Raw genomic sequence first — 12,725 nt, 5'->3', positions numbered from 1 at the left:
TTTCTAAATCGGTGCCCACCGCCACGATTTTGCCATCAGCCAAGATTACCTCTTGCGCTTCTATCTCTCCAGATGGCAGCAGCACCTGCGCTTTGCGAATCGCCAGCGGCACTTGCGTCATACTTGATCTAGCTCGCTTACACAGACTTTGGATGGCTACTGCTACTCTAGCGATACAAGTAAAGTGGTAGAACGCTAACCCCTATCAAATTTAATGTTTTGAGAGTGGTGGGTCGGTTTTGGCATCTTGCTCAAAAGCACTGGCTCAAAAGTATCTGCCTAAAGGCACTTGTTTAGGAATAGTCATAGCTTCGTCGCCCGCAGCCCTGACCACCGTTAGAGGTACGTACACCATCAAACTGAAACACGCGCAGCACTAAGATATAGCTACTTCGCTCTATAGGTATCAGCGGTTTCACCTATCGGAAATGTACAGAGCGAAGTGGTCAAGGCCATATCTAACCGTCTATACTTTTTCAACTATCGAGTTCATATAAGCCGTGTCTGAAAAGCAACAAAATCCATGGGTTGAAGGGCTACAAACGGTCGCTCTCAGCATCTTTCTCGCGCTGGGCATTCGTCAGTTCGTGGCCGAAGCTCGGTTTATTCCTTCAGAATCAATGCTGCCCACCCTCGAAGTCGACGATCGCCTAGTAGTCGAAAAGATCAGCTATCACTTCAATCCTCCCCAAAGAGGAGACATTATTGTTTTTCGAGCTCCCCAAGCAGCGCTCGATGCGGCTCACTCCACCACTAACGACGCCTACATTAAGCGCGTTGTCGGGCTTCCTGGCGAAGAAGTAGAGGTTAGAGATGGCAGAGTTTTTATTGACGGTGCCGCGCTAGAAGAAGACTATATCCAAGCGCCCCCAGCCTATACCTGGGGTCCGCAAGTTGTTCCTGCCGAGGAGTATTTAGTGCTGGGCGATAACCGCAACAGCAGCTCTGACGGCCATGTGTGGGGGTTCTTGCCTCGTGAGAGCATTATTGGCAGAGCCGTTGTCCGCTTTTGGCCGATTCAGCGCATCGGTGGATTAGAGTGAGGGCGGCTTTGCTCAGCGACTGGCTCAGTAACTTGTTTCCAAACTGCTAACCCAATAAGTCCGAAGACTGAATTGGCATAGAATAGGCCACATTTTGGCTGGATGACGGGTACTTTATCAATAAGTATTGATGATGCAGTTCCCCTCTTTCGTTATGACTAAGCAACAGCCTCGCTTCTGGGTAGAAGCCTTACAAACGGTTGGTCTTAGTGTGGCGCTAGCTTTTGGTATTCGCCAGTTCGTAGCCGAAGCGCGGTTAGTGCCCACTGGCTCTATGCAGCCCACCATTGAAATTAACGATCGTCTGTTTGTTGAAAAGATTAGCTATCGATTTCATTCTCCAGAGCGGGGCGATATTATTGTCTTTCAGGCACCGCAAAAGGCTTTGGATGCCGCCCAGTCAACGACTAGAGATGCTTACCTAAAGCGCGTTGTGGGTCTGCCGGGTGAAGAGATCGTGGTCAAGGATGGTCAGGTCTTTGTCGATGGCAAGGTGCTAGCTGAAGACTATGTCAAAGCGCCTCCGTCCTATGTATGGGGGCCAAACGTAGTACCAGACGATCACTATCTCGTACTTGGTGACAATCGTAACAGCAGCTCCGATGGCCACATCTGGGGATTTTTATCAGAAGAAACCATTATTGGTAAGGCGGCGGTTCGGTTCTGGCCGCCGAGTCGAATTGGCGGATTAGATTGATATAGCTCGTCTCGGATATATCCATTGCTGGCTGCGTCGAGGACAGATTCCTATAGCTGTTTGTCCTTGTTGTAGATAACGGGCATTTGACCTTCCCACTGATTCCATAGGCTATCGTCAGTGATTAAGTTCGCCATGAAGTCACCGACATTGATCCGACTAGTCGAGCCCGCATCAAAAATTGCGCTCCTAATCGGTGAAGGATGCACTTCGTACTGACTCACTTGCGCCTCATCAGTCAGGTTATCTGGACGAACTACGCTCCACTCGATGCTTGGATGGTTCTGACCAATTTTGACTCGCAGATAATCTGCGGCCTGTTCATTGTCCGCATGCGGAGGTAGCAGCGTCCGAATCAGCCAAATGACGCACTTTTGTGCGAATGAAACTCGCTCATGCAGATCCCGGTTGCTGTTACCTGCTGTATTCATCAGTACGACTTTGGTTGGCGTCTCTGGCAGGTTGAGTTTAATCGCGCCGCAGATCTGACGCAGCGCGTCAGTGACTAGCTTACGCGGCTGGCCATAGATGCCACGCCAGCTTAGGTTGTGGCCGAGGCAAGAAGCTACCGCGCTGCATCGACCAGTGTATTGAGCCATTTCTACCTCGCTGAGATTGAGCGGACTAGCCTGGACTATTTGTAAGTTGTGGTGCGTTCGGAGCGATTCGGGCAGCTTTTGGGGCGATCGCACAATTGCAATGACGGTCAAACCACGATCTAGCAAAGCTTGAACTAATAGGCGTCCGGTAGCGCCACTAGCACCAACGACAAGAATCTTGTTCATATGTGATCTAGCAGTAGTTGATCTAGCAGTAGTTCCATACCTGGGAGACTTTTCCCTGGATAGTTTGATCAGCCCAAGGCGTGTTGAAAGCCGATCGCGATCGCAGGTTTTGAGCGCTGACGGTCCACTTAGCCGCCGGATTAAAGAGGGTGAGCTCGGCGATCGCGCCAACTTCCAATCTGCCAGCCTCTAATCCAAGACAGCTAGCTGGCCCAGCACTCAGCCGATGCCACAGCAGTTCTGGAGACCATCTTCCACTGTCGACAAAGGTTTGCCACAGGATAGGTAGCGCTAGCTCTAGACCAATCGCACCGGGTGGTGCTGACTCGAAGGCGACGGTTTTTTCTTCGTAGGTGTAGGGGCTATGGTCGATGGCGATCGCATCCAATACGCCCGCTTCTACAGCCTCTACTAAAGCCTGTCGATCGGCGGGCGTACCCAAGGGCGGATCGTGTCGGAGGCTAGGCTGATAATCTGCCAAATCTCCTGTGTCGAAGCAGAGATGATGCCATGCAACGCTAGCGGTAATCGGTAGCCCCCGCTCTTTTGCCTGCTTGATTAGGGCGACGCTGCGGGCGGTAGATACCCGCATAATATGAATGGCGGTTGGAATTTCAGCGACGTATTCTAAGAGCGTGGCCAGCGGTGACGTTTCGGCGATCGCACTGACGCCAGCTAGACCTAGGCGCAGGCTATCGACGCCCTCTCTAGCCGCACCATTCCCGGCAATTTGAGGATCGCAAGGCCATAGCGCCACAGGTATGTTCAACGGCTGAATATACTCCAGCAGACGTCTAACTAAGACTGGATTGGTCAGCGGCTGAGCATCCGCAAATCCGATTGCCCCTGCCGCCGATAGCTCAGCAAACTCGACAAGCTGCTGTCCGTTAACGCCGATGGTGATGGCCGACCAGGGCATTAAGTTGGTTTGACTAAGTGGAGAATCGTCGCCTTGGGTTTGGTCGCTTTGGGTTTGGGTGGCAAGTTGTGTCTGAGTGGCGAGAATAGAGGCGATCGCGCTGACATTATCTACCGCAGGTTGAGTCGTCGGCAGCAATCCGACACGGGTGAAGCCGCCTGCGGTAGCGGCCTGCTGCAAAGACGCATAGGTCTCTCTCGATTCGTAGCCGGGTTCGCCGCTTTGGCTGTAGAGATCGATTAATCCAGCCCCTAGGTACTGACCGCTAGCCTCAATGATTTCAGTATCGGCTGGGAGATCTGCCACTGAGGTCGAGTTAGCAGCGCCGCCGTTGGGCACAATTGCCGCAATTCGACCCTGAGTAATCAATACATCGCCAACGCCATCATCTGTCAGCTCAGCAGTGCTCCCTATCAGGGTTGCCTGTCTAATCAACTGCGATACGGTATTTCGCGACATCACACTCGACACCACGCTATAGAGCCCCAGCCGCTGTCTGATCGAAGATGCTGCCCGACAGATGCGTAGTGATATTAGCTGCGCTCAAAACTGGTACGCTATCTGGCCCGGCGTGATAGTCGATGACGCTGACGGCACCGTTCCCCTGCTTGAACTGCCAAAACTTCTCTGGCCCCAGTCCAAAGAGCTGACACAAAATCGCTTTATTAATCGCATCGTGAGCGACCACCATCACCGTCGGTGGCGTTTCCCAATCATCGATGCCCTCGCTGTAGGTCGCAACGATATCTCCCCAGCCCTTCTTGGCCCTAGCCCATACGTCATTGAGATTTTCCCCTGCGGGCATCTGTACTGTCTCAGGGCTGCTTTGCCACTGGCTTAACATGCCAGGATAGCCCGCCTCGATCTCAGCTTCTAGCATGCCTTCCCACTCACCGTGGCCAATTTCCCAGAGCTGCTCTGTCGTCTCTAGATCTATGCCTGGGTGGTGCTGCAAGATGGCCTCGGCGGTTTCTTTTGGTCGCAGCATTGAAGAGCTCACCGCCACATCAATTTTCACCGCTTTGAGGAACTCTCCGGCCTGCGCCGCCTGCCGATGGCCGTTTTCATTGAGGGGAATATCGATCTTGCCTTGGAAGCGACCGTCTCGGTTCCAGTCGGTTTCGCCGTGGCGTACCAGTAAGAGTCTTATGCCTTTGAAGCGCGATCTCCGCTGAGGAATTGGCTGACCTAGATGACTGGTCAAGTTCAACGACTCTAATTGCACACTGGCCGCCTGCACACTGGCCGTCTGCACACTGGCCGCCTCATCTGCTTGCCAATCGCCTACAAAATTCAGCACGTTGATCGCGCAGTTGTCTTGTCCCATACTATTCAAGCTTTCTGGGCCCAGCCCAATGGCAGAACCTATCAGCGCCCGGTTGATAGCGCTATGACCTACCAGCAAAATGGTTTGGCCCGAGTGCTTGCTCAAGACAGTCTGCCAAAACAGCGCTGCTCGTTCCCAGATATCTCGAACCGGGTAGAAGTCGGTCGTTGTTCCGTCCTCATTAGGCAGCGGCATGACAAACTCATTGGGCAGCGTTCGCCAGGCTATGTACATTTCCTGATAGTTAGCCTCTACCTCGTCGAATGACTTTGATTCCCACAGCGGCAGATTGATTTCTTTAATTTGGTCTGTGAGCTGAATTTCGGGCACTGTGTTGCCAGCTTGGCCCAGGGTCTCAGCAATGATTTCACAGGTGCGCCGAGCTCGCTTTAACGGGCTGGCATAGACAGCATCTATTGCCAAGCCAGAGAGCGTTTTTCCTACCTTTTGCGCCTGCTGTTCGCCTAATTCTGTGAGGACCGCTTTATCGTGATGCCCTTGAATCACTCGGCTGGCGTTCGAGGTACTTTGACCGTGCCGAACGATGATAACAGTGGTTTTCAACGGAGCTGCCTCGCCTTTCGATAGAGCTTTCCAGAGCCATCTTACAACGAAGCGCTGACTGCCATTGGCAGAACTGCCAAACACTAAGATGACTACAATAATCACTATGCAGCTCACCCAAAAGCAAGTCATTACCTATAGCCCCGCCTATACCCTGGTTCCAACATACGAGTGTTTCAACCGCTGCACTTACTGCAACTTTCGCCGCGAGCCAGGCACTGACGAGTGGATGAATCTAGAAAAGGCGAGGGAAATACTGACTGACCTGCCGCCTGAAGAAGTGATTGAGATTTTGATCTTGAGCGGCGAGGTGCATCCAAAAAGCGCTCGTCGCTCCGCCTGGTTTGAGCGGATCTATCAGATGGGCAAACTAGCGCTGACAATGGGATTTTTGCCCCATACCAATGTGGGCCCGCTCAGCTACGAGGAAATGGCAGCGCTCAAGCAGGTAAATGTCTCAATGGGTTTGATGCTAGAGCAGGTGACGCCTGTTTTATTAGAGACGGTACATAAACAGGCACCGAGTAAGCAGCCCGAGCGGCGTTTAGAACAGCTAGATTTTGCAGGCAGACTAAAGATCCCGTTTACAACAGGAATCTTGCTGGGTATAGGTGAAACGGTTGAAGATTGGCAGGAAAGCTTAGAGGCGATCGCCCGCTCGCATCAAAAGCATGGCCATATTCAAGAAGTAATCTTGCAGCCACATCAGCCGGGAGAAAGCCAGAGTGAAACGCTATCACCTTGCTATGGCCCCACCCTACTAAAAGCAGTCAAATTGGCTAAGACTGTTCTTCCCTCAGACATCGCTATCCAAATTCCGCCGAATCTAATTCTCTCGGATCAGGCGTTACTAGACTGTATTGCCGCAGGGGCAACAGATTTAGGCGGCATTGGGCCGATTGATGAAGTTAATCCAAATTATAGTCATCGCGATCGCCAGGCTATGAAGCGACTTCTAAATACTCAGGGCTGGACATTGAAGTCAAGACTACCTGTTTATGAACAATACAGCGGCTGGCTACCTGTTGAGGTTTACAAAATGGTTTTAAGCCATTCAGCCTCAGCCGGAGAGAGCATCGGCGGTGGTGGCGCTTGACTGTAGTCGAGTGTCAGCTCGTATGCAGCCTCTTGATAAATTTCAGTCAGAACAGACTGTAGATCTAGGGGAACATCAAGATCCGGCGACTGTAAAGGCACTGGCACGACTGGCAACGGCGTCGATAGCTCTACTGGCCAGATCTCAGTTTGTTTCGTCTTGGTGCGGGTAAGCGCGATGCAATAAGAGACTTTAGGAAGACGGGGATGAGCAAAAGGCCGATGGCCTCGTCTAAGCAAATCTAACTCAAGTAGATGAACATCAGCTCGATAGAGTCTTTTTCGCTTTTGACGATAAGTTGTCAAACCCGGTTCACGCTTGTTAACTGGAGAGAGAACCTCGATACTAGTCACCAGTCTATTGTTGGCGGTATCCCGGATTTCGACGCTGGTCACTCGGATTTGAACAGACTGAAGAATAGGCAGAGAGAGCGCAGGCGGTGTAATCGTGAGCGTACGACTAGAATCAGGTAAAGCTGTCTCTGGTCTAGAGCGAGCTTCAACAATCTCGACATCGGGATACAAAATGCCAATTTCGTTTTCAGGAAAAGGATCTTCTGCCAAATAGACTTCCAGTCGAGCTGCATATTTGGGACGAAGCAGCGGCGTCAGATGCTGCCGAATTTTACTGGCTAATGCACTATGTACATCTGGCCAAAGATAGCCTTCGAGATAAGGGTCCATGCCTGGAAAAGGAGAAGGCATTGCGAACAATCCTTAGGAAATAAAAAAACTCCCAAACTATAGCTTTGGTCACTTGACTGAGGCACAGTTTGCAGGCTGAAAGCTGTGTGTTGCAGCAGGTCAAGTAACGCGCCTGTACCGAATGCATCCGGTACAGGCTATATACGAGTGATAACACTTCGGTTCGGGAGTCTTGATTGTACTCAACCTTGTCTTGAGCTGTCTCAAAAAAACTACACGCGACCGCGCAGCATCTGGGCCATCTCGTTTTGCTTTGGTGAAAGTTCTAGCGCCGTTTCTTCAGTAATTCGTCCGGCTTCGTACAGGGCATATAGCGACTGGTTCATCGTACACATGCCATCAAAGGTACATTTCGGCAAGATAGCTTCGACTTCATCGAGCTGGCCGCGAAGAATGTAGTCTTTGATCGCATCCGTGTTGATCAAGATTTCGTGGAAGGCGGCGCGTTTACCGTCGGTGGTCCGGCACAGCCCTTGAGCAACCACGCCGATCAAAGATTCTGCGATCGCCACTCGAATCGGGGCCTGCTGCTCCGGTTCGTACATGCCCAAAATTCTCTCTACTGTCTTGACCGCACTGTTAGTGTGCAAAGTTCCAAAGACCAGGTGACCCGTTTGAGCCGCTTTGAGCGCAGTTTCGATGGTTTCGCGATCGCGCATCTCCCCTACCAAGATGATGTCAGGATCTTCTCGCAAAGATGCCTTCAGCGCATTACTAAACTTGCGCGTATGCACCCCTACTTCTCTCTGCTTGATCAGTGACCTGCGGCTCTGATGGACAAACTCCACCGGATCTTCAATAGTGATGATGTGCTTCGGCATCTCTTTATTGATATAGTCAATCATCGCCGCCATCGTCGTCGACTTACCCGAGCCCGTTGGCCCCGTCACCAGGATTAAGCCCTTGTGGTAGTGGCACATATCTCTAATGACTGACGGCAGATTGAGCTGCTCCATCGACAAAATCTCAACCGGAATGAGTCGCATCACAATCGAAGGACCATTGAGACTGTCAAAAATATTGATCCGCACCCGCGAAAAGTCATACTGGGCGGCACCGTCAAAATCAAGCGTCTCTTTAAACTCTTCAATTTGCTCAGGAGTCAAAATCTCCGTCAGCCAGCTGTCAAACATCTCTGGCGTCGCTACCGGAAAGTCCGTGCTGCTGATTTCGCCTCGGTTGCGGTAGCGTGGCACCTCACCGACACCCACGTGAATATCTGAATAGCCCTCATCAAACGCCTTACGGATAATCTTCTCTAGTGTTGGCCCATCGCCTTTTACACCCGTCGGCGGTGGCGGCGCGGCCCTGTGCCCAGCAGCCTTTTGCCCAGTCTTTTGTTCGGCAGCCTTTTGCTTAGCGGCAGGTGGCGGCTGCATCATCTGGGTTTGGGGCGCAGAATCTGGCTGCGATCGCGCAGCGGGTGGACTGGGCGGCACGTTGGGATTGGCGCGTGGTGGCGGTGGTGGCGGCATAGCCGGTCTAGGTGGCGGCGATGGTGGCGATTGCAGATTGCTCATTGGGTGCCCCTCGAAAAAATTGCAATGACTAGTGTGCGTATATTCCCTGCATCCTTAGTAAAGACAGGCTTCACACTTCTCTAGCTTGCCCAGCCTTACCAACCTCACCCAAATGTCGCTCAAATAATGTTCCACTATCATCCCAATGCCACCGAGGGTTAGAGCGCCAGAAGGTGAGAGTGTCGTGTACGGGAAACCTCCTGCAAGCCTTGAACTCACCGTGCTACCCTACTAAGGTTCTATTAAATTCACACATCTGGATTTTCGGGTGTTTGGCGGACTCATTTGTCTCGACCGGATGCAGCCAGATGGAGGTTTTAACCCGATAAAGGAAAAGAAAACACATGCCAGTCGTATCCCTGTCTGATCTTTTAGAATCAGGCGTGCATTTTGGGCACCAAACCAGACGCTGGAACCCGAAGATGGACGAATACATCTTCACTTCCCGCAATGGCGTCCATATCATCGATCTTGTTCAAACCGCCACACTGCTCGAAGAGGCGTATCAATACGTTTTGAATTCTGCAGAAAGTGGTAAAAGCTTTCTATTCGTTGGCACCAAGCGCCAGGCCGCTGGGATTGTCGCCCAAGAAGCCAGCCGCTGCGGTTCCTATTATGTCAATCAGCGCTGGCTGGGCGGCATGCTCACCAACTGGAGCACGATTAAAACTCGCGTAGAGCGGCTTAAAGAGCTAGAGCGGATGGAACAGTCTGGCGCGCTAGCTATGCGTCCCAAAAAAGAAGGTTCCATGCTTCGCCGTGAGCTAGACAAGCTGCAAAAGTATCTCGGCGGTATCAAGACAATGCGCCGGATTCCAGATGCAGTCATCATTGTCGATGTTCGCCGCGAATACAACGCCGTTCAAGAATGCCAGAAGCTAGGTCTACCGATCATCTCTTTATTAGACACTAACTGCGATCCAGACGTGGTCGATGTGCCTATTCCCGGCAACGATGATGCCATCCGCGCTATCAAGCTAGTTATTGGCCGATTAGCCGATGCGATCTACGAAGGCTCTACCGGTGGTAATACAGCTAGCGGTAGCGGCACAGCGTCTGCTCATGCTACCGATATCTACGACGGCTACGACGGCGCAGACTACAGCGAGGAAGGTGAGGAGCTTGATGCCTCTGCTGCCACCGAAGCATCCGCTGCCACCAGCTAACCTACTTATATCAATCGCCAACAGCTAGGCGCTTCTTAACCTGGATCGGCGCAGAAGCGATTACTCTTGGCTTAGCGTGTCCTCTGCTAGAAAATACTGAAGGTGAAGAGTGCTACAGGGCTGCTTGGCGCGCAAAACTTGCTAACAGCTCCTTGGCAACTGACAGATTCTCGGCAGGGGATCTCACAATTTCACACTCAATCAGCTTACTTTAACGATAGAAACGATAGATACGGAGGCATGATGGCAGAAATTTCTGCAAAGCAAGTCAAAGCACTGCGCGATCAAACTGGCGCAGGCATGATGAATTGTAAAAAAGCGCTGAAAGAAAGCGGCGGGGATGTCGACAAGGCGACCGAATGGCTCAGACAAAAGGGCATTACGTCTGCTGCTAAAAAAGAGAGCAGAGTCGCTTCTGAGGGACTTGTCCATAGCTATATCCACACGGGTGGTCGTGTGGGTGTCTTGGTTGAGATCAACTGCGAAACTGACTTTGTCGCCCGTCGCGAAGAATTCAAAACGCTAGCGCAGGACGTGGCCATGCAGATTGCCGCTTCGCCTAATGTTCAGTACGTCAGAGTCTCTGATATCCCAACAGATTTTGCCGAGAGCGAAAAAGCGATCGAAATGGGTCGTGACGATCTAGGCAATAAGCCCGACAATATCAAAGAGAAAATTGTTCAAGGCCGAATTGACAAGCGCCTTAAAGAGCTGTCTTTGGTCGATCAGCCCTTTATCAAAGATCAAAACATCACGGTTGAAGAGCTAGTCAAGCAGGCAGTTGCAAAACTTGGCGAGAATATTCAGATTCGTCGGTTTGCTCGCTTCATCTTGGGCGAGGGAATTGAGAAAGAAGACGTGAGCTTTGCGGACGAAGTCGCTGCTCAAACCGGCCAGAAGTAGGCTGACTAGCGATGGAGTATCGCTTGACCCAATGCTGTGTTCCTGCATCTAGTGTGAGCTCATCTGTGTGAGCCCATTAGTGTAAGCAAGTGGGGGTTGCTATAGTAAGTCGGGTTCTTCCGAAGATGGAGAGTCCGGCTTTTGCCATTTCAAGTAGATTATCTAGGCAGATTATTAAACGGTCTCTTCTGCGTGTCGCTAGGGGCGCAGCTAGGTGTATAGCTAGGACTGAAGGTATTCCTCAAAGGCGCGTGACTCCAAAGAGATGCTAACTAGCAGCAGAGTCGCTATGGTATAGCCACGTCTATGAAGTCTATGAACTTGAGCATTTGTGGTTAGCTCAGCTGTCGTTATCAGTGTGAGTGACGTTTTAGAGAGCATATGGTTAAAGCAAGCAGCCAAATTAAAAAGGAGTTGGGTTTGCTCCAGCAGCGCACTGAAGATATGGCGATCGCACTAGACCCAATCTACGATGGCTATCTAAAGGCGCTGGCCGAAGCGAGTAAGCAGCAGCTAATGTCAGCGGCCTACCACCTTTGTACCCAGGCATATCCCGACAAGTTTTTAACGCTGTCTTGGAAAGAGCGCAATGAGCTACAAAAGGCGCTACAGGTTCTAGCTGCTCAAATTCGGCCCCAGATCGAAGACCAAAGAACGCATGCTAAGAAAATGAGCCGGCGTCCAAAGCGAAACAACGGGTTAGACTTTTTGCATCGACTGCTAGAGTCTAGATCGTCTAGTGCGATCGCCCATAGTCCAGCAGGTGATAGTGATGACTTGCTAGAGAAGCTGTCGGAACTTGCTCAGTTAGATCAGCGCTCAGACCAACCTCTTGACCAGTCTCTAGATCGGTCTCCAGATCAGCCCCAGAGCAAAAGAACAGACCGAAGGAAGAGCGATCGCCCTTCTGCTCTAGATGAATTGCAAGACGGAGAAGACTGGGAGGATGATATACCAACGGCTGAAGAGGAAGAGAGCGATCCAGCCACAGGTGAACGCCTTTTCATTCCCTCTAGCCGACGCCAAAACAACGCTTTTACAGCCGTTGATTTGGAAGATATGGATTTCTCTGACTCAGAAGAGTCTGACTTTTCTGAATCAGTAGAGAACTTGGATAAGGGTTTAGATGATGGGGACTTAGGTAACGAGGGCTTAGATGGTGATCTAGATTCCGATCTAGACGATGAAGACCTAGATGACGAAGACCTATCGTTTGAGATGGAGGTGCCTAGCGCTGAGCAGCGATTGACGATCTCTGACGAAGAAGATTTGCTAACTGCCTTAGAAGGACTCGCTAGGCATTCTAAGGCAGAAGAAGATTCAGCCAGCGATGAGGAACAGCCCCTAGCGCCAACGCATCTATTTAGGCAGCAGATGCTGATGGAAAAAGGCATTCGAGATGTGTTTAAAGCGGTGTCGGATGAAGCTAATGACCTGCTTCAGAAGGCTAAGGTGATGCCTAGCTTTCCGAAGGCTCTGATGGCTGCAGCCACCGATCCTCAAGGGATTGGTGAGCCAGTGAACGCGGTGCCAAATGTAGTGAAAGTCTCGGTCAGGGTGATGCACGGGGAAGTTAAAGCGAAGCCTAATGAGATGCGTAGTGGTGAAAGAGAACTGCCTAGGTCAAAACCTGATAGACAAAGGCGGCGATCGCAATCAAACAGAGCCAGAGCTAACCCTCGATCCAAATCTGGAAGAGCAGTCTCTTCGCGTCGCTCGATGCCACACGATATTGTAGAGATAGAGGCACTGCCGGAACTGGCGGTGATTAGTCTGCAGCTCAATGAGGTGGCCTTTACTGATCCCACTGTCTCTGCCTGGCGTACGCGCCTTCGCAAAGAACTCTCCTCACTCAAGCGATTGGGTAGTCGATATACAAAAACGCAGCGATCGCTAGAAACCTCCCAAGCTGAGGATGCCTGGCGATCGAGCTGGATAGCTCAGGAGGGAGAGTAAACCCTAGACCATTGACCTTAGAGTCAGCCTTTGATCGTTAGCCTT

The 12,725-nt window shown here is 51.3% G+C and carries 11 protein-coding genes; 6 read left to right on the top strand and 5 right to left on the bottom strand.

Annotation, left to right across the window (positions count from 1 at the left end; all coding sequences use genetic code 11):
- Positions 1–500: 500 nt before the first annotated feature.
- Positions 501–1,043 carry a signal peptidase I gene (lepB, locus tag IQ256_RS18990; protein WP_193857123.1) on the top strand — a complete coding sequence of 181 codons (543 nt, stop codon included), beginning with the start codon at positions 501–503 and terminating at the stop codon, positions 1,041–1,043.
- Between the two features lie 154 nt (positions 1,044–1,197).
- Positions 1,198–1,740 carry a signal peptidase I gene (lepB, locus tag IQ256_RS18985; RefSeq protein ID WP_193857122.1) on the top strand — a complete coding sequence of 181 codons (543 nt, stop codon included), beginning with the start codon at positions 1,198–1,200 and terminating at the stop codon, positions 1,738–1,740.
- 50 nt (positions 1,741–1,790) lie between these two features.
- Here the strand turns inward: lepB (IQ256_RS18985) and IQ256_RS18980 are convergent, their stop codons facing one another.
- The 3 genes from IQ256_RS18980 to IQ256_RS18970 are packed head-to-tail and all read right to left on the bottom strand — an operon-like array spanning position 1,791 to position 5,335.
- Positions 1,791–2,525, bottom strand: a complete 735-nt coding sequence (locus tag IQ256_RS18980) for an NAD(P)-dependent oxidoreductase (protein WP_193857121.1) — start codon at positions 2,523–2,525, stop codon at positions 1,791–1,793.
- A gap of 22 nt (positions 2,526–2,547) precedes the next feature.
- Positions 2,548–3,903, bottom strand: a complete 1,356-nt coding sequence (locus IQ256_RS18975; protein ID WP_193857120.1) for a dihydroorotase — start codon at positions 3,901–3,903, stop codon at positions 2,548–2,550.
- 16 nt (positions 3,904–3,919) lie between these two features.
- On the bottom strand, positions 3,920–5,335 hold the full coding sequence (locus tag IQ256_RS18970) for a histidine phosphatase family protein (RefSeq protein WP_193857119.1): 1,416 nt from the start codon (positions 5,333–5,335) through the stop codon (positions 3,920–3,922).
- Positions 5,336–5,423: 88 nt separating this feature from the next.
- Here IQ256_RS18970 and cofG point away from each other — a divergent pair, with 88 nt between their 5' ends.
- Positions 5,424–6,431, top strand: coding sequence for a 7,8-didemethyl-8-hydroxy-5-deazariboflavin synthase subunit CofG (cofG, locus tag IQ256_RS18965; protein WP_228025068.1), 1,008 nt, complete (start codon positions 5,424–5,426; stop codon positions 6,429–6,431).
- Here cofG and IQ256_RS18960 read toward each other — a convergent pair.
- Together IQ256_RS18960 and IQ256_RS18955 are read right to left on the bottom strand one after the other, a co-directional pair.
- On the bottom strand, positions 6,368–7,135 hold the full coding sequence (locus tag IQ256_RS18960; protein WP_193857118.1) for a DUF4058 family protein: 768 nt from the start codon (positions 7,133–7,135) through the stop codon (positions 6,368–6,370). The two genes, cofG and IQ256_RS18960, sit on opposite strands and share 64 nt — an antisense overlap.
- A 212-nt stretch (positions 7,136–7,347) precedes the next feature.
- Positions 7,348–8,655 (bottom strand): type IV pilus twitching motility protein PilT, encoded by a 1,308-nt coding sequence (locus tag IQ256_RS18955; RefSeq protein WP_193857117.1) that lies wholly within the window; start codon positions 8,653–8,655, stop codon positions 7,348–7,350.
- A 344-nt stretch (positions 8,656–8,999) separates the two neighbouring features.
- Between IQ256_RS18955 and rpsB the strand changes: the two genes are divergently transcribed.
- From rpsB to IQ256_RS18940, 3 genes are all read left to right on the top strand, one after another.
- A complete protein-coding gene (gene rpsB / locus IQ256_RS18950; protein ID WP_193857116.1) occupies positions 9,000–9,821 on the top strand; it encodes a 30S ribosomal protein S2 in 822 nt (273 codons plus the stop codon).
- Between the two features lie 243 nt (positions 9,822–10,064).
- The gene (gene tsf / locus IQ256_RS18945) at positions 10,065–10,724 is read left to right on the top strand and encodes a translation elongation factor Ts (RefSeq protein WP_193857128.1); all 660 of its coding nucleotides are present in this window, start codon (positions 10,065–10,067) and stop codon (positions 10,722–10,724) included.
- 381 nt (positions 10,725–11,105) lie between these two features.
- The gene (locus IQ256_RS18940; protein WP_193857115.1) at positions 11,106–12,680 is read left to right on the top strand and encodes a hypothetical protein; all 1,575 of its coding nucleotides are present in this window, start codon (positions 11,106–11,108) and stop codon (positions 12,678–12,680) included.
- Positions 12,681–12,725: the final 45 nt, after the last annotated feature.

The organism is cf. Phormidesmis sp. LEGE 11477 (assembly GCF_015207105.1).
GTDB lineage: Bacteria > Cyanobacteriota > Cyanobacteriia > Phormidesmidales > Phormidesmidaceae > Phormidesmis.
Note: the sequence above shows the minus strand (reverse complement) of the source record. Positions and strands in the feature narration are given on the sequence as shown.